Source organism: Chitinophaga sp. SVR4-12A (assembly GCF_056754765.1).
The window spans coordinates 16,424-42,327 of record NZ_JBPGWP010000002.1; the positions used below are offsets into that span (position 1 = coordinate 16,424).

20 protein-coding genes are annotated in these 25,904 nt (G+C 50.0%); 7 read left to right on the forward strand and 13 right to left on the reverse strand.

Annotated elements, in window-relative coordinates:
• Positions 1 to 19: 19 nt before the first annotated feature.
• From lolA1 to ACR9Y8_RS26235, 3 genes are all read left to right on the forward strand, one after another.
• On the forward strand, positions 20 to 685 hold the full coding sequence (lolA1, locus tag ACR9Y8_RS26225) for an outer membrane lipoprotein periplasmic chaperone LolA1 (RefSeq protein ID WP_481216261.1): 666 nt from the start codon (positions 20 to 22) through the stop codon (positions 683 to 685).
• 133 nt (positions 686 to 818) lie between these two features.
• Complete coding sequence (lpdA, locus tag ACR9Y8_RS26230; protein ID WP_481216262.1) at positions 819 to 2,225, forward strand: dihydrolipoyl dehydrogenase; 1,407 nt, start codon at positions 819 to 821, stop codon at positions 2,223 to 2,225.
• A gap of 90 nt (positions 2,226 to 2,315) precedes the next feature.
• Entirely contained in the window at positions 2,316 to 3,215 is a 900-nt protein-coding gene (locus ACR9Y8_RS26235) for an arginase family protein (RefSeq protein ID WP_481216263.1), read from the forward strand.
• Here the strand turns inward: ACR9Y8_RS26235 and ACR9Y8_RS26240 are convergent.
• Positions 3,212 to 6,055 (reverse strand): S8 family serine peptidase, encoded by a 2,844-nt coding sequence (locus ACR9Y8_RS26240; protein WP_481216264.1) that lies wholly within the window; start codon positions 6,053 to 6,055, stop codon positions 3,212 to 3,214. The two genes, ACR9Y8_RS26235 and ACR9Y8_RS26240, sit on opposite strands and share 4 nt — an antisense overlap.
• 473 nt (positions 6,056 to 6,528) lie before the next feature.
• On the opposite strand from ACR9Y8_RS26240, the gene ACR9Y8_RS26245 reads away from it, so the two are divergent.
• Entirely contained in the window at positions 6,529 to 7,353 is an 825-nt protein-coding gene (locus ACR9Y8_RS26245) for a M57 family metalloprotease (RefSeq protein WP_481216265.1), read from the forward strand.
• A 151-nt stretch (positions 7,354 to 7,504) separates the two neighbouring features.
• Here ACR9Y8_RS26245 and ACR9Y8_RS26250 read toward each other — a convergent pair whose 3' ends face one another.
• Positions 7,505 to 8,401 carry a class I SAM-dependent methyltransferase gene (locus ACR9Y8_RS26250; RefSeq protein WP_481216266.1) on the reverse strand — a complete coding sequence of 299 codons (897 nt, stop codon included), beginning with the start codon at positions 8,399 to 8,401 and terminating at the stop codon, positions 7,505 to 7,507.
• 27 nt (positions 8,402 to 8,428) lie between these two features.
• Entirely contained in the window at positions 8,429 to 9,973 is a 1,545-nt protein-coding gene (locus ACR9Y8_RS26255) for an acyl-CoA mutase large subunit family protein (protein ID WP_481216267.1), read from the reverse strand.
• Between the two features lie 147 nt (positions 9,974 to 10,120).
• Between ACR9Y8_RS26255 and ACR9Y8_RS26260 the strand changes: the two genes are divergently transcribed.
• Positions 10,121 to 10,993, forward strand: coding sequence for a M23 family metallopeptidase (locus tag ACR9Y8_RS26260; RefSeq protein ID WP_481216268.1), 873 nt, complete (start codon positions 10,121 to 10,123; stop codon positions 10,991 to 10,993).
• A 122-nt stretch (positions 10,994 to 11,115) separates the two neighbouring features.
• Here ACR9Y8_RS26260 and ACR9Y8_RS26265 read toward each other — a convergent pair whose 3' ends face one another.
• The 4 genes from ACR9Y8_RS26265 to ACR9Y8_RS26280 all read right to left on the reverse strand — a co-directional run bounded on the left by ACR9Y8_RS26265 (position 11,116) and on the right by ACR9Y8_RS26280 (position 15,082).
• Entirely contained in the window at positions 11,116 to 11,655 is a 540-nt protein-coding gene (locus tag ACR9Y8_RS26265; protein WP_481216269.1) for a DUF7935 family protein, read from the reverse strand.
• Between the two features lie 120 nt (positions 11,656 to 11,775).
• Complete coding sequence (locus ACR9Y8_RS26270) at positions 11,776 to 12,969, reverse strand: pyridoxal phosphate-dependent aminotransferase (protein WP_481216270.1); 1,194 nt, start codon at positions 12,967 to 12,969, stop codon at positions 11,776 to 11,778.
• A gap of 146 nt (positions 12,970 to 13,115) precedes the next feature.
• A complete protein-coding gene (locus ACR9Y8_RS26275) occupies positions 13,116 to 13,826 on the reverse strand; it encodes a DUF4397 domain-containing protein (protein ID WP_481216271.1) in 711 nt (236 codons plus the stop codon).
• Positions 13,827 to 13,837: 11 nt separating this feature from the next.
• Positions 13,838 to 15,082, reverse strand: a complete 1,245-nt coding sequence (locus ACR9Y8_RS26280; protein WP_481216272.1) for a serine hydrolase — start codon at positions 15,080 to 15,082, stop codon at positions 13,838 to 13,840.
• 175 nt (positions 15,083 to 15,257) lie between these two features.
• Here ACR9Y8_RS26280 and secDF point away from each other — a divergent pair, with 175 nt between their 5' ends.
• Positions 15,258 to 18,455: a protein translocase subunit SecDF gene (gene secDF / locus ACR9Y8_RS26285; RefSeq protein ID WP_481216273.1), complete on the forward strand. Its 3,198-nt coding sequence runs from the start codon at positions 15,258 to 15,260 to the stop codon at positions 18,453 to 18,455.
• 125 nt (positions 18,456 to 18,580) lie between these two features.
• On the opposite strand, the gene ACR9Y8_RS26290 is transcribed toward secDF, so the two are convergent.
• The 6 genes from ACR9Y8_RS26290 to nusB all read right to left on the reverse strand — a co-directional run bounded on the left by ACR9Y8_RS26290 (position 18,581) and on the right by nusB (position 25,317).
• Positions 18,581 to 19,696 (reverse strand): glycoside hydrolase family 5 protein, encoded by a 1,116-nt coding sequence (locus tag ACR9Y8_RS26290; RefSeq protein ID WP_481216274.1) that lies wholly within the window; start codon positions 19,694 to 19,696, stop codon positions 18,581 to 18,583.
• Positions 19,697 to 19,729: 33 nt separating this feature from the next.
• A complete protein-coding gene (locus ACR9Y8_RS26295) occupies positions 19,730 to 22,627 on the reverse strand; it encodes a DEAD/DEAH box helicase (RefSeq protein WP_481216275.1) in 2,898 nt (965 codons plus the stop codon).
• 21 nt (positions 22,628 to 22,648) lie between these two features.
• The gene (coaE, locus tag ACR9Y8_RS26300; protein ID WP_481216276.1) at positions 22,649 to 23,260 is read right to left on the reverse strand and encodes a dephospho-CoA kinase; all 612 of its coding nucleotides are present in this window, start codon (positions 23,258 to 23,260) and stop codon (positions 22,649 to 22,651) included.
• Between the two features lie 253 nt (positions 23,261 to 23,513).
• Positions 23,514 to 23,861 carry a preprotein translocase subunit YajC gene (gene yajC, locus ACR9Y8_RS26305; protein WP_481216277.1) on the reverse strand — a complete coding sequence of 116 codons (348 nt, stop codon included), beginning with the start codon at positions 23,859 to 23,861 and terminating at the stop codon, positions 23,514 to 23,516.
• A 64-nt stretch (positions 23,862 to 23,925) separates the two neighbouring features.
• Positions 23,926 to 24,366 (reverse strand): DUF1573 domain-containing protein, encoded by a 441-nt coding sequence (locus ACR9Y8_RS26310; protein WP_481216278.1) that lies wholly within the window; start codon positions 24,364 to 24,366, stop codon positions 23,926 to 23,928.
• A gap of 21 nt (positions 24,367 to 24,387) precedes the next feature.
• On the reverse strand, positions 24,388 to 25,317 hold the full coding sequence (gene nusB / locus ACR9Y8_RS26315) for a transcription antitermination factor NusB (protein ID WP_481216279.1): 930 nt from the start codon (positions 25,315 to 25,317) through the stop codon (positions 24,388 to 24,390).
• A 255-nt stretch (positions 25,318 to 25,572) separates the two neighbouring features.
• Here nusB and ACR9Y8_RS26320 point away from each other — a divergent pair, with 255 nt between their 5' ends.
• Positions 25,573 to 25,854 carry a co-chaperone GroES gene (locus tag ACR9Y8_RS26320; protein ID WP_029464748.1) on the forward strand — a complete coding sequence of 94 codons (282 nt, stop codon included), beginning with the start codon at positions 25,573 to 25,575 and terminating at the stop codon, positions 25,852 to 25,854.
• Positions 25,855 to 25,904 lie beyond the last annotated feature (50 nt).

Sequence of the window (25,904 nt, forward strand, 5' to 3'; positions counted from 1 at the left end):
CAAAAATTAAAATGTCTTAATGATGAAGAAAATTGTATTAATGGGAATGTTGATGGGGGGCTTGGTATTTAGTGGGACGGCTCAGTCCAAAGCAGGCCAGAATGATCCGAAAGCTAAGACCGTACTGGATAATATGAGCAAGAAATTTCAGTCCCTCAAATCTGCGATGGCCAGCTTCGTGCTGAAAGTGCAGGGCGGGAACAATAGTGTGAATGATTCCAAGAAAGGTACGGTATACCTGAAAGGAAATAAATATAAAGTAACCATGGACGGACAGGAGATCATCAGCGATAACAAGACCTCCTGGACCTATGCAAAAGATGTGAACGAGGTAACGATCAATAACGTAGATCCAAATGCCACCGCCATTACACCGGCTAAACTGTTCACCAATTTCTATGATAAGGACTTCCTGTACCGCCTGAACCCGGAGACCACCGAAAAAGGTAAAACGCTTCAGAACATAGAAATGACGCCGACCGACAAATCGAAGACCGTTTTCAAAGTGCTGCTTTCTGTTGATAAAAAGAACCAGAATATCGCCAGGATGAAGATCTTCGAGAAGAACGGCAACCAATACACTTATGAGATCACCAATTTTACGCCGAATGCCAATGTGACAGATGCCACATTTACTTTCGATCCGAAAAAATATCCCGGCGTAGAAGTAGTGGACCTGAGATAAAGCTATAAGCTTCAGGCTACAAGCTGCAAGGAGGAGCATATTAAAAAAAATGGCCTTTTCTTGCAGCTTGTTGCTTGTAGCTTGTAGCTCTTTTTTACTACCTTTGGCAAGTTTTTAATTAAAATCAAGCATTATGGCATACGACGTAATCGTAATTGGTAGTGGCCCCGGCGGATATGTGGCCGCTATCCGGGCTGCTCAGCTGGGATTTAAGACAGCCGTTGTAGAGCGGGAAAGCTTAGGCGGTATCTGTTTGAACTGGGGCTGTATCCCAACCAAGGCATTACTGAAATCGGCACAGGTATACGAAAATATACAACACTCAAAAGATTACGGCTTCACCGTAGGCGATGCCAAGGTCGAATTTGATGCAGTGATCAAACGTAGCCGTGGCGCTGCTGATAAAATGAGCAAAGGCGTGCAGTTCCTGATGAAGAAGAACAAGATCGACGTGCTCGTGGGCAACGGCAAGCTGAAAGGCAAAGGCCAGGTGGAAGTGACCGACAAAGACGGCAAAGCTACCGTGCACGATGCAAAACATATCATCCTGGCAACAGGCGCCCGCTCCCGCGAGCTGCCTAACCTGAAAATAGATGGCAAGAAAGTAATTGGCTACCGCGATGCAATGGTGCTGCCTAAACAGCCCAAGTCCATGATCGTAGTAGGTTCTGGCGCTATCGGCGTGGAATTTGCCTATTTCTATCATACCCTGGGCACGAAAGTGACCATCGTTGAGTTTATGCCGCGTATCGTTCCGGTAGAAGATGAAGATATCTCCAAAGAACTGGAAAAGATCTACAAGAAGAAAGGCCTGGAGATCATGACCAACGCTACCGTAGAAAGCGTAGATATCAGTGGTGAAGGCGTTAAAGCCAAAGTAAAGACCCAGACCGGCGAGGTAACCCTCGAAGCGGAAGTGGTGCTGAGCGCTGTAGGTATCAGCGCCAACATCGAGAACCTGGGCCTGGAAGCACTGGGTGTGAAGACCGACAAAGGAAAAGTATTAGTAGATAAATACTACCAGACCAATGTACCGGGCGTTTATGCCATCGGCGATATGGTGCCTGGTCAGGCCCTGGCGCACGTTGCTTCCAAAGAAGGTATCGTTTGCGTGGAAGCCATCGCCTACAACGAGAAGAAATACGCGCACAAACCTGCTACGATCGACTACATGAACATCCCCGGCTGTACCTATTGTGCTCCGGAAGTTGCTTCTGTAGGTTATACTGAGAAAGCAGCCAAGGAAGCCGGTTATGAAGTAAAAGTGGGTAAATTCCCCTTCTCTGCATCCGGTAAGGCGGTTGGCGCCGGCGCCACCGAAGGCTTCGTAAAAGTGATCTTTGATGCCAAATACGGCGAATGGCTGGGTACGCACGCGATCGGTTACAACGTAACTGAATTCATCGTGCAGACCGTAACTGCCCGTAAGCTGGAAACTACTTACCAGGAAGTGCTGGATTCCATCCACCCGCACCCCACGATGAGCGAAGCTATAAAAGACGCTATAGAAGCGGCTTACGGCGAGGCTATCCACCTGTAAGCATCGGCATTGCAAATATTTTAAGGACCGTAAAGGCTGCATATAGCTTTTACGGTCTTTTTTTTGCTGTGTAAATGGAAACCTTGCGATATGGGAGCACCGAAAGTGGACATTGAACTGATCACGGCGCCATCCATCCTGGGCCTGAAACCTTCCGGCGTTGAGCACCTTGCCGGCCGCCTGCTTTCCACCGGTCTTGATAAGCAGCTGCGATTGCAACACCCAATACTGCATTTGCCCACCATTAACGCCCAATACAGCGCCCTGCGTGATGCGGACACTAACTGCCTCAATACAGCTGCTATTATTGACTTCTCCCAGCACCTGGCAGATATCGTTGCATCCACCGTACGCTTGCAGCGCTTTGCCATGGTCCTTGGCGGCGATTGCAGCATTTTGCTGGGTATTATGTCCGGGCTTAAATCAGCCGGCTCCTATGGCCTTATTTTCCTTGACGCACACGCTGATTTCTACGAGCCGGAAAGATCGCTGACGGGTGAAGTGGCGGATATGGACCTGGCCATCGTTACCGGCCGTGGTCCGGATAAGCTTACCAACATGAACGGGTTGCGGCCTTATGTAAGAGACGAGCATGTGATCCAGGTAGGGCAGCGGGATGCTGCAGAAGCAGCGCAATACGGTTCTCAGGATATCCGTAATACTGCCATTAAGGTGTTCGATCTGGCTGCTATTGAGCAAAGCGGCATGGAGAAAATAACGGCTTCGGTGATAGCGCAGATCAACCAATGGGATACCAGCGGTTGCTGGCTCCATTTTGACACCGATGTATTATCTGACGATATTAACCCTGCCGTGGATTATCGCCTGCCAGGAGGCCTCCGTTTTGAGCAGGTAGAGCACTTTATTCGTCAGCTGCTGCAGACGGGTAAACTGGCGGGTATGAGCGTGACGATCTTTAATCCTTTGCTCGACATAGACAGTACGATTGCTAAGAAAATAAGCGCTACCCTGGCGAGGGCCTTCAGCTAGTAGCCCACTTTCACTACTTTTTGTACAAACACGCGTTTGCCCTCTTCATATATCGCTACCACATATACGCCAGGCGTCAGGTCAGTGATGTCAATACTTTCCTGCATATTGGTCAGCAGGTAGGCGCGTACCAGGCGTCCGCCGATGTCGTACACCCGCATTTCCCGTTCCTGCGCCGCTTTGGTCAGCAATTGCAGGGTATTGGTGACGGGGTTGGGAAACAGCACAAAGGTGTTGCCGGCGCCTACAATGGCGGCAAATACGGTATTAGAAAGGATCATATGGCCGTCTGTGGTCTCCATCCGTACCCGGTAATAGTTCAGGCCGGAGTGGGGGGTATTATCGATGATCGTATAGCTGGTATTGCCATCGATGGTGGTGGATTGCAGGGTGGCAAACCCATTGGATGTAAGTGTTTCCCACCAGATCCTGCGCAGCTTATACAGGCTGCCCAGGCTGAGGGTGAGCCTTACGGAGGCGTCGTTCTCCGGGTCTGCCAGCAGGCTGGCTACATAACAGCTGACGCCCTGGTTCTCGTAATCCAGTGAATAGCTTTTTACGCCTGCCCAGCCGTTGGCATGCACGCCGCTTACTGCCAGCCAGGTGCCGCTGATGTTTTGTTTCTGGATGACCACAAAAGTATCGGTTGTGCGGGTATAAGTGCTGAGATAGGGACCGTTGAGTACATATACTTCATAACTGGCGGCGCCGGGAAGCGGAGGCCAGTATAAGAGTACGGAGTCAGTACAGTTAAAGCCTACCTGCGGCTCGGGTGCTTTGGAGATAAAGAAGGCGCCGCTGGTAAAAGTGCCGTTATTGGTTTGCATACGCAGCCAGGCTTTGGAAAAAAAATCCGGTACTGTCCAGCTGATGGTGCCGCTTTCCAGGGGAATATCCTGTACGATGGTTTGCCAGTTGACACTGTCCAGGCTATACTGGATGGTTCCCGTACCGGTATAGCCGGTGCTCCAGCGCAAAGGCGCTGAGGCATTGGTGCTGAGCATATTCTGCGGCGCCGGGTATTCCCAGTTAAAGTAACGGGAAGGGGTAAACTCATAGGCCACAAAGAAGGGCTGCGAAGCGCCGGAAACCGCCCTACCGTTTACGTGTATACGAATGGTACCGGAAGGATTGTCTATTGTTACCTGTTCTGTATTATTCAGGGTATCTCTGCCGCGGCGGGCCGCTGCCCGCAACGAGTCTGCCGCAGGGTAGCTGCTTAAGAGCCAGGGATCGTAACGCCTGCCGCCTGCATCTTCTACCCAGAGGTCAAGATCGTTCACCAGGGCTTTGGGTGCATCCACTGCAGCGGCAGGGTCGCTCCAGCCCAATGTTACTTTCACTTGTCCGCTGGCCACTGGTACGCTGATAGGAAAGACCTGGCTGCTGCCATTGGTGGCGCTGCCGCCAAAGAAGCGGTCTTCTGCGATAGTCTTTACAGCTTTCAGGGCATTGATAGCGCCGAAGCCGCTGCTGTAATCCACGTGCAGGTTGCCTACATCATCTGCGCTGTTGATAAGTACTGTTTTTAGTAAGGTCGCAGCAGGAGCTTTGCCTATCTGCTGTATATACGCATCCTGCACCAGTGTGGCGATGCCGCTGGTAAGGGCGGCGGCATTGGAAGTGCCGTCTACGCCGTAGGCTACCAGTTCCGGCTTTACGCGGCCGTCATAGGCAGGGCCCTTGGCGCTCAATGCCAGCACGCCGTTCAGGCCGTTGGTAGCGCCTGCTACCAGTACGTTCTTGGCATGTTTATAAGTGCCGGATAGATTTGCAAATCCTGCAATGCCGTTATAGGTGCCGCTGGTGGGCGTATCGTTTCCATCATTACCGGATGAGAACACATGCAGCAGGGTATCGAGCTCCTGTGCCTGTTCATCATAGGCAGCGGCTTCTGTGCCATAATAGTTCTCTATACCGGTGCCATAAGAGTGGTTCTGCAGGCGGATGCCCAGCTGCCGGTAATTGGCAGGATCGTCGGGCAGTAGTTTGTTATCGGTAGTAGTGCTGTTAAAATCAGATGAGCTCAGCATCGCGCCGGGAGCGGCGCCCTTTCCTTCCGGTCCTGTATTCCCGCCGCCGGCAATGAGTGTGGCCATGATAGTGGCATGCGCGTCTACGGTGCCGGAGCTGATGCCGGAAGGCCGGTATCTTCCCTGTAAGTCTGCATCGGTGGTGTCAAACAAATTCTCTTTAATGGATACCGTCATCTGCCTGCCCTGTAACTGAGGATACAGCTGTTGTACGGTGCTGATGCGGTTCAGTGTCATATCATTGTTGCTGACGATCGTCTCCGTGCGCGCCGGTCTTAAACGATCTGCAAAAAGAACGGCAGCTTGTGCGATGAACTGCGGCCAGTCGTGTTTTCTTACGGTGAGAATGGCGATGCTGCGGGTGGCTTGTCTGCGCACATGGCACCAGCCCGGTGGTCCCAGGGTAGGATCTGTGCTGGCCTGCAGGGTGATGCTGTCTTTATCTTTCAGTCTTTCCAGCTGTTGCAATAAAGGCGTACTGCTTTTCCAGTTACTGTTAGCAGCATACGTATACACTACATTGCGTAATAATGCAGTATCTGTAACCGGCTGCTGCAGGATATAATGCAGGGCGGTTAATGCCTTTCTGCTGCCGTGTTGCTGTAAGACAGACTGACCGGGATATACGCGGAATTTCACCAGGTAAAATCCGGTTTTATTGCGGTTGCCTGATACGTTGCCGCTATCTGTTACGATGCCATATCGTTGTAATATGGTATCCTTACCCGGCTGTTGCCGGGCATTGAGCTGCAGGTGAACAAACAGGAACAGCAGCGCCCATAAAGATTTTGCGACGTTGGCTCTCATGCGGGAAATATGATTAAAATGCGCAATAATAAAGCTACTGCAATTAGACGGACATCCCAATTTTTTATTCAGGGATTAAAAAATGTTTTTTTTAAATTATGCGAATGTTGTAATATTGAAAACTGTAGAAGAACGAACGAATAAACGCCAAAATCTGAATTGAAAAAGCAAAACAACAACTAAATCTGAACCGTTTTAGCAGAGCACTAAAGAGCATTAAAGTCGAGTTTTAATTCCTGTATTTACTTAGGGAAAAAGGTGAAAAATGAATGAAAGGTGAAGTAACTTATTTCACGTTATAATCCTTTTTATTTCAGCCCTGTTATTTATTCTACCGTTTCCCGGTTCCTATTGCTGCGCGTGTATTACCCGGCGCGGTGAGCGGTCGTATACCCTGTTGTATCCTATTTAAACACATATATACTATGCACGAGCAAATCAGATCAGCATTTCAAAACCCAAAAACCACATCTATGATCACAAAAGTAACCCGTACACTGGCAGCCTGCGCCCTGCTTGGCGCTTTATTTACTGCCTGTCAGAAAGACAACAATGAAGCCGCAAAACAGGAAGCGCCAAAGATCTCGCAGGATGTGCTGCAACGGATCAGCGACAAAGGTTTCAGCACTGCCGATGTAAGAAAAGTAGCCGGCGGTTATCTCGTAGAAGGAGATATCCTGCTGGATGAAAAGGAACTGGCTGCCACTTCCACTTCTCCCAACCTGCGCATCGCAGATGTGGAACAGTACCGCACCAATAACCTGGTAACAGGCCTGCCCCGCACTATTACGGTAAGGGTGAGTGGTCTTACGCAGGCCTTCATTGATGGTACTGACCTGGCCATTCAGCGCTACAACGCCCTGAACCTGAGCCTGCATTTCCAGCGTGTTACCAGCGGCACTGCCAACATCACTATCCAGGGCTTTTATGAAGCGCCCAGTGGTGGTTTCATTACGCTGGGCTCTTCCGGCTTTCCCACTGCCAGCGGTAACCCGTATAGCACTGTTCGTATGAACACTCACCCGCAGGCCTATGGCAGCAATCCCAATGTAAATTATGTAGGTTCTGTGATCCAGCACGAAATAGGGCACTGTATTGGCATGCGTCATACAGACTACATGAACCGCGCATACAGCTGCGGCAGCGGTGGTAACGAAGGTTCATCCGGTGTAGGCGCCGTGCATATTCCCGGTACGCCCACTGGCCCGGATGCAGGTTCCTGGATGCTGGCTTGTTCTAACGGTGGCAACAGGACGTTTAATGCGAATGATATAATTGCGTTGAACTACCTGTATTAAAAAGTTTGAGGTTTGAAGTTTGAGGTTTGAGGTTCGTTAAAGGTTACAAGTTCCCGACAAGTATACTGTCCTGAACTTCTAACATCCAACGAACCTCAAACCTCAAACCTCAAACCTCAAACCTCAAACCTCAAACCTCAAACCTCAAACCTCAAACTAACTTACATTCGTAGACTATCGAACTACACCTATCCGTTTCTTTCAATGCTTTACGATAAGAGCAGAAGCCGCTCCAGGCGCCGGCCAGCATGCGGCTACGGCCGGTTTTGCATTTTTCGCTGAGCAGGCTTACGTAAAAGGCATCGAACACCATCGGGTGTTTCTTTACGATCTTAAGCTGGTGTTGTTGCAGTAGCTGCTCCATGGCAGCGGGAGAGAAGTGGTAGAGATGCCGGGGCACATCATAGGCAGCCCAGAAGGGGCCGTAATGTTCTGCATCCGGCGAAGTATAGTTGGGCACTGCGATCAGCAGGGCGCCTGCTGGTTTCAGTAAAGTACGGATCTGCTGCAGATAGGCGTGCACTTCATGTACATGCTCCAATACATGCCACATGGTGATGGCATCAAAAGAGGCGGCCGGCAGGGAGAAGAGCTGCTCCACAGGCTGCGCATCCACATTGTAGATCTTCTTTGCATTATCGCGCGCCTGCTCGTCTGGCTCCAGGCCGGTGGCCTGCCAGCCGTTCTGCTGCACATAATGCAGGAAAGCGCCTGTACCTGAACCGATATCCAGCAGTGTTCCTGTTTTGAGGCCGGTTGCCGACCTCACCCAGTTCTGTTTTGAGCGCATGGTGATCTTCCTAACGCTATGGTATAAACGGTTGATGAGCCCTTTTTTCGTTTCCGTATGGCTGATGTATTCCTGCGATTGATAATAACGGCCAATGCGGCTGCTGCTGGGTACATTCTGCGTAAAACGCCCCGTACAATGGCCGCAATGCCAGATCTCAAATTCTTCACCGGATACTGTATGATCCTTTGCTGTAAGTACTTTTCTTATGGTGGATGACCCGCATAACGGGCAACTGTTATAGTAGATCAGGCGCATGCAACAAATGTAATTACGAATTTTTAATTATCTATGCTCTCCCCACACCTTCCTCAATGTGTCCGCTATCTCCCCAAGTGTGCAAAGATTTTCTACGGCTGTTACCACTAATGGCATCAGGTTTTCTGTGGTGCGGGCCTGCGCTTCCAGCTGCTGCAGGATGGCCTGTACCTGCTGCCCGTCGCGCTTTGCCCGCAATGCCTGCAGGCGCTCTGTCTGTACCTTGCGGATGCTGTCGTCTATACGGAATATTTCCGGTGCGGCGTGTTCCTCCATGGCAAACTTGTTCACTCCTACAATGATCTTTTCCCCGTTCTCCACCTGTTGCTGGTATTTATAGGCGCTGCGCGCGATCTCGTCCTGTATAAAGCCCTGTTCTATAGCGCTTACGGCGCCGCCCATGGCGTCTATCCGGTTGATCAGCTCCCAGGCTTTGGCTTCCACTTCATTGGTCAGCGCTTCCACATAGAAAGAACCGGCCAGCGGGTCTACCGTATCTGCAACACCGCTCTCATAGCCGATGATCTGCTGGGTGCGCAGGGCGATGCGGGCAGCTTCCTCGGTGGGCAGCGATAATGCTTCATCAAAACCGTTGGTGTGCAATGATTGTGTGCCGCCCATGGTGGCTGCCAGCGTTTGCACCGCCACCCTTACAATATTGTTATGCGGCTGCTGTGCGGTGAGTGTGCTACCCCCTGTTTGCGTATGGAAACGCAACATTTGTGCCTTTGCATCTGTGGCGCCCAGTGAGCGGGTGATCTGCGCCCACATGCGGCGGGCTGCCCGGAACTTGGCCACTTCCTCAAACAGGTGGTTATGGGCATTGAAGAAAAAGGAGAGGCGCTGGGCAAACACGTTGATATCCAGGCCCTGTTCCAGGGCCGCCTTCAGATAGGCCTTGCCGTTAGCCAGGGTAAATGCCAGCTCCTGTACGGCATTGGCTCCTGCTTCCCGTATATGATAACCGCTGATGGAGATGGTGTTCCACTTCGGCACTTCCCGGCTGCAATAGGCGAATATATCAGTGATCAGGCGCATGGAAGGTTGCGGCGGGTAGATAAAAGTGCCCCGGGCGGCGTACTCCTTCAGTATATCGTTCTGGATGGTGCCGGATAGTTTTTTCAGGTCTGCGCCCTGTTTTTTTGCAAGTGCTATATAGAGGGCCAGCAATATAAATGCCGTAGCGTTGATAGTCATGGAGGTGGAAATATCTTCCAGGCGGATACCTGCAAAGAGGCGTTCCATATCTTCCAGTGAGTCGATGGCTACGCCTACTTTACCCACTTCGCCCTCTGCCATGGCGTGATCAGAATCATAACCTATCTGGGTGGGCAGGTCAAAGGCTACGCTTAAGCCCATCACGCCCTGTTTTAAAAGATAATGGTAGCGCTGGTTGGATGCTTCTGCGGTGCTGAAGCCCGCATATTGCCGCATGGTCCAAAGTTTGTCACGGTACATAGTGGCATGTATGCCCCGCGTATAAGGAAACTGGCCCGGCAGTTCTGTCATCGGTACCGCTTGCGTATATACCGCTTGTATCCTGATCCCGGCATCTGTTACATGTTTTTCCATAAACAATGTTACATAATTTTGGTCTTTTAAACGGGGTTATACGAATTTGCAGATGAAAACAGATATTTGCTTAACAGCTGATAAGATATGTTTATTTACGGAATATTATTAGTCACATTAGCATTGGCGTTGCTCAGCCTGTATTTTATGTTCACAGCTTCCGGTAAACCGCTCCGGTATAGCTGGTCTCGCTTGTTGCTGGCCCTGGCTTTGGGCGTTTTCATATACCTGTACGGTACCTGGGTGTACCTCACGGTGAATGCTAAATATGCTTTTGGCATTTGTTTGCTGTTATGTTTGCTGAGCGGTTTTTTCCGCAAAAAGAGTAAGGCCGCCAAAGCGCCGCGGCCCTGGCAACGGGGGCTCTCCTTTGTGTGGACGGGCATTCTCATTTGTCTCTGTATTGGTTACTTCACCGGTACTACCGGGCTGAAACAACAAAAAATAGAATTGGCTTTCCCCTTGAAAACAGGCCGCTATTTTGTGTTGCAGGGCGGTAAGGGCCTGCCGACCAACCTTTTTCATTACAGCCTGCGTGGCGCCATCTACGCCATGGATATTGTGAAGCTGAACAAGTGGGGTGGGAGGGCTAACAAAGTGTTCAGCAGCCGGCTGGAAGATTACGAGATCTTCAATGATACGATTTACAGCCCTGCCAGTGGCCGTGTGCTACGGGCTTACAGCGATAATCCAGATAACATTCCGCCCAATATGGACAGAGGCCCGCAGAACACCAACCAGGTGTTGCTGGAAACCGATGCGGGCTATGTATTCCTGGCGCACATGAAAAAAGGCAGTGTGGTGGTGCATGAAGGGCAGTGGGTGGTACAGGGTCAGGCCCTGGGTTGTGTGGGCAATTCCGGTTTCAGCTCTGAACCGCATCTGCATATCCAGGCGCATGCCAAAGCCTCTCCCGGTACGCCCTGGTACATGGGACAGCCGCTGTATATTTCATTCAATGGAAAAAGCTACCTGTTGTATGAAGTGATCCGTCCTAAACGGGTGAATATGGTAGATTAAGGATAAAAGTCGTAAGTCGTAAGTCGTAAGTCGTTAGTCGTAAGTCGTCAGGATTGATACCCGCTTCGATCACTGATAACTTACGACTAACGACTAACGACTAATGACTTACGACTTTTTTATTATTTCATGATCTTCTTCGCTTCTGCATTCAATATCTGTGCTGCCACTTCTGCCGGTGATTCTGCTGTTTGCAGGTAAGCTTCCAGGATCTGCTTATTCAGTTCCTTGGCAGGTGCATCCTGCGGCATCTGGGCAGCGATCTGGTTAATGATGGTAATGCTCTGTTCCTTGAAGGTTTTTACGGTTTCCCATGCAGTAGGAGATACATAGATCTGCTGGGCGATATTATGATCAAATTCCGCTTTGATGGTTTGTACCATGGCGATCTGCATGTCTACCACGGTCAGCTCGGGCTGATAGATGCGGCTGATCAGGTTTTGCGGGTTGATGCGGTCTATCAGCAACACCAGCCTTTCATAAGCCTGTAACTGTAAGGGCAGTACGGCGGCGCTGGCGCCTGTATTCACGCTCTGCTGGCCTTCATCACCGGCTCCGCCCTGTTTGCCCGGCTTTTTGATCAGGTCTTTAATGGTCATATATACCAGCGCAATAGCGCCTATCGTAATTACAATGTACAGGAGTGTTTGACTGGAAGGCATCTTTGCTCAATAATTTTCACGCAAATATATATGGAATATATTCAATAATTATAACAGATAATTTTCACGATAACAATCTCCCCGCCAATCACTGACGACTAACGACTGACAACTGGGAACTTATTTCAGCGCCTCCAATCCTTTTCTCATTCTCTTCATTCCTTCTTCCAGCTTTTCCATAGAATTGGCGTAAGAGATCCGGATACAGTTATCCTGTTTGAAAGCGCTGCCGGTTACCATGGTCACATGGGCCTTATGCAGGAGGTAGCTGCACAGGTCATCCGCATTGTTCACTGTCATGCCATCCGCTGATTTGCCGAAAAATGCGCTGACATCCGGGAACATGTAGAAGGCACCTTCCGGTTCGATCACCTTAAGGCCGGGGATATCGGAAAGGGCTTTGTAGATAAAGCTGCGTCTTTTCCTGAACTCATCTACCATGGCCAGGGAAGGGGCCAGGTCTCCGGTCAGTGCCGTGATGGCCGCGCGCTGGGTGATAGAGCAGGTAGCGGAAGTGAACTGGCTTTGTATCTTATCTGCCGCTTTGGCCACTGTGGCAGGAGCCGCCAGGTAGCCCAGGCGCCAGCCGGTCATGGCAAAGCCTTTGCTCAAACCGTTGATGATGATGGTACGTTCTTTCAGGTCTCCGAATTGGGCAATGCTTTCATGTTTGCCTACGTAGTTGATATATTCGTAGATCTCGTCTGCGATAATATAGATCTCCGGGTGTTTCATGAACACGGCTGCCAGTGCCTCCAGTTCAGCTTTGGAATACACCGCCCCGGTAGGGTTACAGGGGCTGGAGAACATGAACAGCCTGGTTTTAGGTGTGATGGCCGCTTCCAGCTGCTCCGGTGTGATCTTGTATTTGTTCTGGATGCTGCAGGGTATAAATACAATTTCTCCCTGGCAAAGTTTCACCAGTTCTGAGTAGGTGACCCAGTAGGGTGTGGGAATGATCACCTCATCGCCCGGGTCTACGATGCTCAGCACTGCGTTGGCGATGCTTTGCTTGGCGCCGGTAGATACGATGATCTGGTCGGGCGCATAATCCAGGTTATTATCCCTTTTCAGTTTCTGTGTTACTGCCTGTCGCAGATCTGCATAACCGGCTACCGGGGTATAATGTGTATAGCCCTCGTCTATCGCCTTCTTGGCTGCATCTTTAATATGGGCGGGCGTATCAAAGTCAGGTTCACCTATGCTCAGGTCTACAATATCAATGCCCTGTGCTTTCAGTTCCCGGCTCAGTTTAGCCATTTTGATCGTTTCCGGCTCGGATATGCGAGATAATCTTTCTGCGAGTTGTGTCATAGAATAAGAAGGATTGACCTGGGCAAACCTACAGTAAAAAACTGAAAGTGGATAGCAGAATGTATTTTATTGCCGGAATAAAAAAGATCGGGCTGAACAGCTGTTCAACCCGATCTTTTTGTATGATTTGTTACCTGTTGCGTTGCTTAGAAGTAGCTGATCACGTTGTTCACCTGAGGTGCGTTGTCGCCGGTTACGCCTTTCAGGCCGATGTAGTATATCGTGTATACGCCGCCGGTCTGGAAGCTCCATTTGGGGCTGGTGGTTTCAGCCAGTACGGAGTCTTTGCCGGCTACTTTCACGGTCAGCTTGGAAGAGCCGATACCATTGGGGCTCAGTGCTGTAAAATCGCTCCTCAATTGGCTGCCATCATAATAGTGGGTGCTGTCTACTTTCTTGCCGTCCAGGTAGAAGTCTACCGGGCCTGAGTTGGGGCTCAGCTGATAGAAGCGCACATTGATCTTGGAGCCATCGGCATTGGTAAAATCATTCCTCACGGCCCTGAACTGGGGCTGCTCACCATACATCACGATAGTATAGATCTGCAGTGAATCAAAGGTTGCGACAATAGATCCTAAAGTGCTGTCAGCACCACCTTTTTTGAAGGTAAAGTCCTGTGTGCCACGGTACGTGTAATAATCAGAGTACTGACCGATCTTAAAAGGTGCAGTGGTGGTCAGCTTCGTACCATTGTTGTAGATATCAATGCCGGGGGCAAAGGTAGAAGCATTTAAAAACACATAGTTCACTTTCGGTCTTGAAGGTGTAGGATTGTCTGATTTCAGACAGGCGCTAAACCCGGTAACAGTTAAAGCAAGGGCGGCTGCTGCCCATAAGCGGTACTTTTTAGTCCTCATCACACGGTTTTTTATTTGATTTGATTATAAGTGTTAGCAAGTTTGTTTGTTACAGGACCTTCTGTATATATCAGTTTATAACGTGAAAGGTCTGGCCTGTGTTTTCTCTTTCGCTGCAATTCATATTCGTACAATAACGTTCCCAATGCTTTCATAAAAGGTTTCCCAATCTCATTGTATTCATACCGGTCGCCTATGATGCCGCTTTTATTTACATGTACCGTTGCCGATACCATGAATTCCACCTGGTTAGCGAAGTCCGCAATATATGCCACATCCGTTAAAAATCCATAAGCCCATCCTGGTTTATTGAAAATGCGGATGTTGGGCGGTATCTGCAGGCGCCTGTCGCCTCCGAACAACAGGAATTTTACATATGCCGGGTAAAATTCTGTTGTGTCATAAGCGGGATAAGCTGCTTCTGTAGGCAGTTGCGACATGCACCTGTACAGAAATTCATAGTCGCCGTCCGTTAAACGGAAACGCCGTTCTTTTGTTACACTTTCCGGAAAAATTATGCTGCGCAGCAGCATATGCGCATCGGCCAGGGGCAGCCGGTTGCGCAGCGAAAAATCCATTGGCTTGTTCACGAGCTCCCGCCGCCTGTTATAATAGGCCCTGCCTACGCTGTCGTACCGGGGGCTAAAAGCCAGGTGACTGTAGCGGGCCGGCTGTTCATAGAGTACCCGGCCCTGGTCCACAAACCTGACGGCATTGGTGTTCCGCTCTTTTATCGCATCCAGCCGTATACCGGTTCTGTGCCTGATCTGTACCCGCCGGTACCCCTTCTGCCACAAACGCTGGTTGAATTCTTCCTGGCCCACAAACTCATATAAACGGTTAAAGGCATCATTATCGCTTACGAGGAGGATCTTTTTAATATAATGGCCAATGCTGGGCAGTCCGTTTGCTGCAGTGGTATCGCGCTGTACGGCACGGGTGATGCCGGGCAGGCTGTCGGAGAACATGGGGGTAAAGCGGGTAAGCCCCGGTATCTGCAGGTCGTTCAGCTTCTCCAGGGCGAGGGCGGCGCCTGCCAGCTTTACGGTGGAGGCGGGGTAGAAGTACTGCCGGCTGTCTACCCGGTAGTAATAATCCCGGAAATGGGGCCGGTTATGGGCGTCCCGGTCTATCCTGGTATAGATGATCTGCAAGCGATAAGCTTCCGGGGCTGCGAATACGGGCCCCAGCATGGCCGCGCGGGCCTTCAGGAAGGTATCCAGAAAATTATCTGTAACAGGATGGCGGGTTTGCATATATTTGTCGGTGTTGCACGCGGATAGCAATATCAACCAAAGAACGAAATAGCGCATAGTCGTCAGATTGGATAAAAAAAATAGCACAAAAGGCCCATTCTTGGCAAGGCTTTAATATATCAATTTAAATTCTATCTTTGCAACTCTTAAAAAAAATTTATAAACCCGAAAGTATATGCAATTAAAGGGACTGGTTAGACTTTTTGCGGGCGCGCTTATCCTGATATCGCTGTACCAATTGTCCTTTACGTTCTTGGTACGTAACTACGATAAGAAGGTGGCATTGCAGGCAAAAATCGATGTGACCAAGCAAAATCCTACACCTGAGCAAAAATATCCGGGCAGTAAAGAGCTACAGGCTTTTTACCAGGATACACTGAACGACCTCATTAAGTTAAGAAAGCAGGAAATCCTGGACAGCGTTGGCAATAAGCAGATTGCCGGCTTTCCCTGGTATACCACCTATACCAAAGCAAAGGAAAAGGAGCTGAACCTGGGTCTTGACCTCCAGGGAGGTATGAACGTGGTGCTGGAAGTGAGTGTGGAAGACGTTATCCGTGCGCTGAGCGGCAACTCCAAGGATCCCGCCTTTAACAAGGCCCTGGAGCTGGCTAAACAGCGTAAAAAAACCAGCCAGTCCGATTTCGTGTCCCTTTTCGGAACGGCTTATGAAGAAGTACAGCCCAGCGGCCGTTTGGCTACGATCTTCGGTAACGCCAACCAGAAAGATATCACCTTTAATTCAACTAACCAGCAGGTACTCAACGTGATCCGTCGCGAGGCCGGTGCTGCTATCAAGAATACTTACCTGGTGCTGCAGAAACGTATCGACAAGTTCGGTGTTGCGCAGCCTAATATCAGCCTGGACGCCAACAAGGGGATCATCTCCGTGGAACTGGCAGGTGTTGACAACCCGGACAGGGTAAGAAGATACCTGCAGGCCAGCGCTAACCTCGAATTCCGTGAAACCTACCGGAACCAGGAATTTGCAGGCACTGTGCTCCAGCCCATGAACGAGGCCCTCAAGGCCGCCCTGGGTGGTAAAACCGCTGCTGCAGATACTGCCAATGCAACGGATTCTGCCGCTCTTGCCGCTGCAGCTGCCGATACTACTGGCGCCAAAGCTAAATCAGACACCACCAAAACCGGCAGTCTGGCCAGCTACCTGTCAGACAGCACTAAAGGCAAAAAAGCCGATTCTGCCAAAACCAAGGAGGAGCTCCAGGCCGAATTTGCTAAAACAAACCCGCTTTTCACGGTACTGTACCCGAACATCTCCAGGGATGGCCAGCTTCAGATCGGCCCCGTGGTTGGGTTCATACAGCCTAAAGATACCGCCACCTTCCACCGTTACCTGCGTATACCTTCTGTAAGAAGCGTACTGCCTAAAGATGTGGTGTTTGCATACGGACAGGAAAACAAGGAAGACAGGAATGCGGCCGTTCCGGTGTATGCCATCAAGGTAAACCCGACCAATCCCGATCCCGAAGTGAGCGGTACTACTGTGGTAGACGCCCGCCAGGATTACGATCAGCAGAACGGTACGCCTGAAGTGAGCATGACCATGGACAACGAAGGCGCCCGTAAATGGAGGAAAATGACCGGCAGGCTGGCGCCCACCAATCCCAGCGACGAGCGCACACTGAATTTCGTAGCGGTTGTACTGGACGGTATCGTATATTCCGCTCCCTCTATCCGCGGCGAGATCCCCGGCGGACGTTCTTCTATCAGCGGTAGCTTTACCGTAGAAGAGGCGACTGACCTGGCTAATATCCTGAAATCAGGTAAAATGCCTGCTCCTGCCCGGATCGTACAGGAACAGATCGTAGGTCCCACCCTCGGTGCTGAATCTATCGCTGCCGGCGCCAAATCATTTGCTATCTCCTTTGCTATCATATTCATATTGATGCTGGTATACTACAACACAGGTGGTTGGGTAGCCAATATCGCATTGATCCTCAACCTGCTCTTCACCGTAGGTATCCTGGCTTCCCTGGGCGCTACGCTCACCATGCCTGGTATCGCCGGCCTGGTATTGACCATCGGTATGGCTGTGGATACGAACGTGATCATATTTGAAAGGATCAAGGATGAGCTAAGTAGGGGTAAATCTTACCAGCAGGCCATCGAAGACGGTTACAAGCGATCTTATGCGCCTGTGCTGGATGGTCACGTAACCTCGCTGCTGACCGCCATTATCCTGTTCTACTTCGGTTTAGGCCCGGTACTGGGTTTTGCCACTACCCAGATCATCGGTCTGTTACTGTCCCTGTTCTGCGGTATCCTGGTATCCCGTATGGTAACCGATTGGTGGACTAACAAGAAAAGGCACTTCGAATACTTTACACCTGTTTCCCGCAGGATATTCAAGCACGCGAATTTCGATTTCGTAGGAAAAAGAAAGATCGCTTACGGTATCTCTGCTGTGGTAATGATCATGGGTGTAGCTTCTTTCTTCCATGGCTTCAACCACGGTATTGACTTCTCCGGTGGCCGTAGCTTTACCATCCGCTTTGAAAAGCCCGTGGACGAGAACGTAGTGCGTGAAGAGCTGCAGCAGGTATTTGGTTCCGAGCCGTATGTTAAAACCATCGGTGGCAGCGCCAACCAGCTGAACATCACCACTGCTTATAAGATAGATGAACAAGGTATAGAAGTAGATAAAGAAGTAACAGAGAAACTGTACACCGGCCTGAAGAAATATTATGAGGCAGGGGTGAACTACGATGGATTTGTATCCCGCTATATCGTGGGTTCACAAACTGTGTCGCCTACCATCTCTGACGACCTTCGTGCGGGCGCTATCAAGGCTACTGTGCTCTCCCTGGTAGTGATCTTCCTGTACATACTGATCCGCTTCAGCAAATGGCAGTATTCTATCGGTACGATCTTCTCACTGTTGCACGACGTATTGGTTACACTGGCGGTGTTCTCCTTCTGTAAGGATATTGTGCCCTTCACTTTGGAGATCGACCAGCACTTCATTGCGGCCATCCTTACCGTGATAGGCTTCTCGATGAACGATACCGTGATCGTGTTTGACCGTATCCGTGAATACTTCCGTGATAATAAAGGCGCTGACAGGAATACTACTATCAACAGAGCGATCAATGATACGCTGAGCCGTACGATCATGACCTCCCTGACTGTGTTCCTGACCATCCTGATCCTCTTTGTATTCGGTGGAGAAGTAACCCGCGGTTTCGCTTTCGCGATGCTGATAGGTGTGCTCACCGGTACTTACTCTTCCATCTTCGTAGCTGCACCGGTACTGGTGGACTTCGACAGGAAGAACCAGCTGTCTGATGAAGGCGAAGCGATTCCTGCTAAAAAGGTAACGCCTACTGCTGCAACAACGACGGTTAAGAAATAGTGTTCAATTAAATGTTTGATAAGAAAAAAGGTCCGGCTTCGTTCCGGACCTTTTCTTTATAGTTGAACTGTCAAGAATTCCTTGACAGTTGGGCTTTCCTCAAGTACCTCTTTAGCAAGTATGCCTCACTTCACCAACACCTTCAACAAGCCCTTATCCACTTCTTCATCTTCTCCTACAAATCCAAATCCTTTACCTTTATAATCCCAGTTGCTCCACCCAATTCCATTCTTCTCTAACACCTTCCTTACATCCCTGTACCATCGCAATCTATCCTTTCTTGGCGTTGTGTTTAAACATCCCCATTCTCCGCAATACAAGGGTAACTGTAATCTTTTCGCCAGCTGTATAGCCGGTTGCATCTGTGCTTCCATGACATCTGTGTCATACGGTTGATCACTTCCGGGCAGCAAATTCCGGATAGAGGCCGGCAGGCTTTCCAGTTCTTTTTTAGTGATGGTAGGTCCGGGGTAATGTACCGGCCCATCATAGCTTTGTATGTTCGTCCAGCTGGCCATGTGATGCGTGAGATAGAAAGGGTTGTAGTAATGAAAACTGAGCATGATATGCTTGTCATTCTCCGGTACTTTGAGCTCGGCGAAGGTGCTGACAGACTGCCATTTGTTGCTCCCGATGATGATCACCCGCTCCGGTTCTTTTTCCCGGATCACCTGGATGCCGCGGGCCAGCAGCTCGTTCCATTGTGCTGCGCTGTCGGCTACCGGCTCGTTCATCAGCTCATAGGCCAGCATGGTGACGGGATATCTTTTCAGTTCTGCGCTGAGCTCGCGCCAGCATTGCAGGAAACGTTCCTGTGCTTCGGGCTTTGTCCACAGCGGTTTTTCCTGGGCATTAAAATGATGGCTTCGTAAGATATGCAGATCTACTACTGCATTCAGATGGTGAAGATAGCACCATTGTAAGGCCTGGTGCAGCAGCTGGAAGGCCTCTGGTATGGGTTCATTCTTTTCCGTCCACAGCTGTTCTTCATCCACCGGTATGCGGATATGATCGAAGCCATGTGATGCAATAAAGGTCACATCCTTTTCCGTAAAGAAAGCGGCCCGGTTCTTTCCCCGCCGCGTGCTCTGTGATAGCCAGTGACTGATATTCGTGCCGCGCTTAAGATGGAAGCTGGCAGGCTGACTGTCCTTTTCCTGCGCCAATAGGGCGTGAGGCAAGGCAGCGCCTGTTGCCAGCACGAACATAGCAAAGTAAATGACCACTTTTCCGGGTAACATAGGGAATATTTTGTTCTTAAAATTTACTGCAAATTAGCTAAACAGGAATGCAATATCCTCTTCTGTCAGCTTTTTCATGAAGCCGGTCTCCTCGCTGATCAGGTCATCGGCGATCATCTGCTTCCGTTGCTGCAGGGCAAGGATCTTTTCTTCTACGGAGTCTTTGCAGATCATCTTGTAAGCAAATACTTTGTTCTGCTGCCCGATGCGGTGAGTACGGTCAATGGCCTGCTGTTCGGCAGCCGGGTTCCACCAGGGATCTACCAGGTATACATAATCGGCGGCGGTGAGGGTAAGGCCTACGCCACCGGCTTTAAGACTGATCAGGAACACCCGCTGGCTGTCGTCCTGCTGGAATTGTTTCACCAGGTCCTGGCGGGTCTCCGCTTTGGTACTGCCATCCAGGTAAAGGAAGGGAATGCCTGCTGTGTCCATGGCCTGTGAGATCAGTTGCAGCATGCCGGTGAACTGAGAGAATACCAGCACTTTATGGGTGCCGGTGTTGTCAACGATCTCGCGCATCAGCTCATCCAGTTTCACAGAGCTGGTAATGCCGCCGGATTGTTCGCCTATCAGCTGCGGGGCATTACATACCTGCCGTAGCCGTGTAAGGCCTTCCAGGATGTAGATGGCGCTGGCTGCCAGGCCATCTTCCCGGATCCTGTTCATCAGCTTCTCTTTGTAGAGCGCTTTTACCTGGTTATATACCTGCCTTTGCTCATCGCCCATTTCGCACCACATGATGATCTCTGTTTTATCCGGCAGGTCTTTGGCGATCTGCTCTTTGGTGCGCCGCAGCATAAAGGGATAGATCATTTTCCGCAGATCTGCTGCTTTACTGCCATCGGCATATTTATCGATGGGCATGGCAAACTCTGTTCTGAAGAAGTTTTGGTTACCCAGGAGCCCGGGGTTGGCAAAGTTCATCTGTGCGTACAGGTCCATCGTATTGTTCTGGATAGGCGTACCGCTCAGGATCAGCCGGTTGCGGCATTGCAGCACCTGTAAGGCGCGGGTGGTGAGTGAAGTGGGATTCTTGATCACCTGGCTTTCATCCAGCACCACATAGCCAAATACGAAGCGCGAGAAGATCTCTGCATCGCTGCGCACGGTGCCATAGCTGGTGATGATCAGCTGTTGCTGCTTCCATTCCTGTTCGGAAAAGCTTCTGCCAGGGCCGTGATAGATGGTATAGCGCAATCCCGGCGCGAACTTCTGCAGCTCGCTTTCCCAGTTGTAGATCAGCGAGGTGGGGCATACCACCAGCTGCGTTTCACCAGGATATTTTTCACTTACATGTTGTAGAAAGGTGATGGTCTGCAGTGTTTTACCGAGACCCATATCATCCGCCAGGCAGCCGCCCCATTGCATCTCGTCGAGGAGGCACATCCACTCAAAGCCGGCCTTCTGATAATCGCGCAGCTGTGCCTGTATGGCAACGGGCACGGGGAAGTGTTGTTGTTGCAGGCGTTCCCATTTCTGCCGGACAGTTTCTTTAGCAGCCGTACCGGGTGTGTCCAGCACTTCCTGCAGTAAGGTGAAGTGCAGTTTGGACAGGCGCAGCTGGTCTTTCTGTACCTGGCCCAGTTTCCAGAGCAGGGCATATTTTTGCTGCCAGTCTTCAGGTATAACGCCGATGGTACCGTCTTTCAATAAGAGGTGCGGTTGGCGGTGCAGCAAGGCTTTCTGTATATCGCTAAGGGCTACTTCCAGCTCGCCGTATTTGACTTTTACGTCAAGGTCCAGCCAGTCTTTGCCATCGCTGCGCCAGCGTATATCCATTACGGGTATATTGGTGTTGTAGCGGAAATGTTTCAGCTCATCCATGCCGTACACACCGATATTGCGGTCCATCAGCTTGCGGTAGCATTTCACCAGCCACTGGCTCTTTTCTGCTTCTGCAAAGGAGAGGTAGAAATAATCGTTGCGCTGTTGGGCAAAGCGGGCATGCAATCCCCGCACAAAAGCTGTCATCTCTTTTTCTGCTTCCTGGTGCCGTTTGATCTCATATTGTACATCGCCTTCTGTGATCCATACTACGGGCGATGTAGTGGCGTCCAGCGTAAAGCGGTCGTATTGCCACTGTATGCGCAGCATGAGGAAAGCGTTGTTCAGCTCACTCAGCCATATATTGCACTGTGGTGGTGTATCTATCTCTTCTTTGGTCAGTAGTATGTTCTTATTAACAGGATAGCGTGCTGCCAGTCCGGGTAAAGTGTGCTGGAGGAAAGCGCCTTCCTGTGCCCGCGGCACATCCAGGTGCCCCAATGGAAATTGTTCCAGTGTTTGTGCATCGGCAGGGGAAAGGATGAACAGCTCGCCCCGGCTGCGGAGCAGAAAATTGTATTGCTCAAATTCCGAGAGGGGCCAGGCCTGACCGTTCACGGTAACAAAGGCCAGGAGCCGCAGCTGGCCGCTTTCTGTACGCACCAGCTCAAAGGATAATAAGGGGGAGTAGTTGTTAACTGTAACGGGCCGTATCTTCTTTTCCAGCGAGCTTTCCGTTACCTGGCAATACCAGGGAAGGAGGGGCGTAAGGGGCCGCAGCTGTTGCAGGGTATGATACAGGTATTGTTGCATGCCTTCCTGTACATACTGCTGCAGGGTTTGATGTTTTACCGGTGCGGCCAGGAATTTTTCTTTCAGCTGCAGTTCGCGGTGCACCATGGCTTCCTGAGTACAGGGCAGCAGCAGGTGTTGTACGCCCGCGGGTAAAGTATTGAATATGGAAAGTGATTTCTTATCGTTCAGGGGCATGCGCTGGCACTTCCGCTCTTCGTTCACCATCTTGATCAGCGCTGCGCTGATCTTTAGCGGCGGGTCGGCGGCATTGTCCAGCTCCAGCAGCAATACCGGCGTTACGGCCTGTTTGCCTGCGCCTTCTGTAATGATAATGGTTTTTCCTGTAGGGTCTTTTTTACCTGTAGCCATAGTCTTTGTTTCTGTCTCCGCTTAATCTCTTGCAGCCTGCAGCTGGTGGCTTGCAGCTAATAACGTTTCATGGAGGCTGAGCACCTGCGGTATCACCATCTGCTGCTCATCATTATAAATTATGTAATCACATAAACGCATTTTGATGGTTTCATCCATCTGTTTATACATGCGTGCCAGTATGTCGTTACGGCTGGCATGGTCCCGCTGCATGGCGCGCTGCAGGCGCAATGGCTGGGGAGCAGATACGCCGATGATCTTATCCAGGTAGTGAAAAGCTTCGGATTCAAACAGCAGTGCCGCTTCTTTGAGTACATAAGGCGCCTGCTGCCGGGAGGCCCAGGCTTCCGAATCGCGGATGGTGGCCGGATGTACGAGGGAGTTCAGGAGCTGCAGCTTTTCCTGGTCATTGAATACGATGTTCCCTAATTGCTGACGGTTTAGCAGTCCGTTGCTGTCATAGATGTCAGATCCGAAATGATGTTTCACCTGTTCTTTCAGATCAGGGTCCCTGTTCATGATGTCTTTTGCCATTGTGTCTGCATAGTACACAGGGATGCCCAGTAGCTCAAATATGCGGCAAACGGTTGTTTTCCCGGAACCGATGCCGCCGGTGATTCCTACTTTTAACATGCAGGCAAGTTACTAAAAGTTTGAGGTTTGAGGTTTGAAGTTTGAGGTTTGGGGGTTTGAGGTCTGAGGTTTGAAGTTTGAGGTTTGAGGTTCGTTACATGTTTGAAGTTCAAAAAGAATCATCAGCCTGAAATAAAAAGTCCCGTGCCGGCTAACCGGAACGGGACAACTATTTCTTTAGTTTCAGATGATGAGATTCAAACCTTCAACTTCTAACGAACTTCAAACTTCAAACCTCAAACCTCAAACTTTCTTATTTCTTCTCTTCTGTTGGTTTCTGATGCGCCTGGGTATACTCCATGCTAACAGCAGAGCGCTCAATGGTAAAGAAGGTGCCGGGGCTTACTTCCAGCTGCAGGGTATTATCTGCGTTGATCTTCTTTATTTTACCGTGGATACCGGCAATAGTCACTATTTTATCGCCTTCGCGGAGGCCTTCGCCGAATTGCTTCTGCAGTTTGGCCTTTTTAGTCTGCGGACGGATCATAAATAGCCACATTACTACTATCATACCGGCGAAGAACAGTAAAGACACCATGGGAGAACCGCCACCCTGGCCGCCCTGCGGTGATGCCATCAATAAAATGTTCAGCATGTTCATGTTGTAAATCGTATTATAGTTGTTAGTTGTCAGTTGTCAGTTATTAGTTGTCAGCGCCGGCTGTTTACGGCTTTTTTATGGTGCACTGGATCTTGGGTCCCTGCAGGAAGGGAGGATCTGTGTTTGCTTTGATACTGATCTCCTTTTCTGTATATCCTTCTTTTCCATGGCTGTCAAACACTACTTTGAGATAGCCGCTCTCACCTGGCTTTACCGGTTCCTTGGGCCATTCCGGTACGGTACATCCGCAGCTGGAAACCGCATTCTGAATCAGCAGGTCCTTCTTGCCGGTATTGGTGAACTTGAAGGCATATTCCACTTTTTCTCCCTGGGTGATCTCCCCGAAATTATGAACGGTTTGTTCGAAGGTCATTTCAGGGAAGCCCTGTGTGGTATCGGCCGGTGTGCTGGCAGCGATATGTTCCTGGTTTTCCTTTGCAGCCTTTGTGTTACAGGCGGTTGCCAGTAAACCGGTGCAGATCAGCATGTAGAAAAATTGTTTCATAGTGCGTCCCGCAAAAGTATATTATTTTTTTGTACGGTCGGTCTTCTGTATCTGCTGGGCCTGTTCAAGGTCCTTCAGTATGTTATCCAGTATACCGTTGACAAATTGTCCGCTCTGCGGCGTACTGTAAGTCTTGGCCAGATCGATATACTCGTTGATGGTCACCTTGGTAGGGATGGTAGGGAAGTAGAGGAATTCGCATACGCCCATTTCCATCAGCAGCATATCTACGGCTGCGATACGTTCCGGGTCCCAGTTCTGCAGCTTTGGCTTGATCAGTTCAAGGCAGTATTCTTTCTTATTGATCACGGTCAGCAGCAGCTCCCTGGAGTATTCCAGCTTTTCCTGGCTGATCAGCTGCAGGAAATTGAAAAGGTGTGGTTTGTTCAGGTAATTGTTGATCAGGATGGTCATCATCTCTGCATCATCGCCCCAGTGCAGGAAGTGGTCTTCCATATGCTGGATAAATAATTCGTTAGTGCTGAGCACCTGCTTATAGAGGTATTCCACGATCTCCTTTTCGGCAGCTTTGGAGCGGGAAGGTTCTTTAATATAGGCTTTATAAGTATCTGTAGCGGCGAGGCTGTTGTATATTTTGCGGATCAGCTCCTGGTCTGGCAGGTGCCGCATTTTCCACAGTTCCAGGTTGGCCTGGAAGCCTTTATCGGTATTGATCTGTTCCAGGAACTCGTTTCCTGCTATTTTAGTATTTACGTTCAGGTCTTCTGCAGTGGGCAGATGTTTGGAAGCACGGGCCTGGGAGTCTATCTCCGCATATTGCGCCACCCGTACCAGGGAGTAGAGTAAGTAAGTAAAGATCTGACAGGTTTGGTCCAGCTTATCTTTTAACAGGCTGGTGGCCGTACCTGGTTTAATATTGCCTGGCTCCATTGTTTCCAGGGCGTAAAGGGTTTGCATGACCTTTACCCGGATGTTTCTTCTACTGATCATCTTTCTAAATCTATCTATAACAAGAACTAATAAGGGCGCAAAGCTAGTTAATAAAAGTCAAATTACCCCCACTCTGCCATTTTTCCGGGCCGGACACTGAAAAATTGACATTTATGTCAGTCCTCCCTATCTTTGCCGTCCTGGCTGACTGAAAATTTGACCCGAAATACCCATTGGCATAATTCTCGTGGGCGGATCATGCGTCAAAATTCTATCTTACCTTTTATTGCTGTCAATTTTTAAAAATTAAATACTATGGCTAAGAATTTAAGTATTAAACCTTTAGCTGACAGGGTGATCGTGAAACCTGCAGCCGCTGAAGAAAAGACCGCCGGTGGCATCATTATTCCCGACACTGCAAAAGAAAAACCACAGAGAGGAACTGTCGTAGCAGCTGGTCCTGGTAAAAAGGACGAGCCTGTGACTGTGAAGGTAGGAGATACCGTACTGTATGGTAAATACTCCGGCACCGAGATCAGCTTCGAAGGCGATGATTACTTAATTATGCGTGAATCAGACATTTTAGCGATTGTTTAAAAACAGCCACTGGCATTAGCTGCCAGCTATTAGCCCCGCTAACAGCTAAC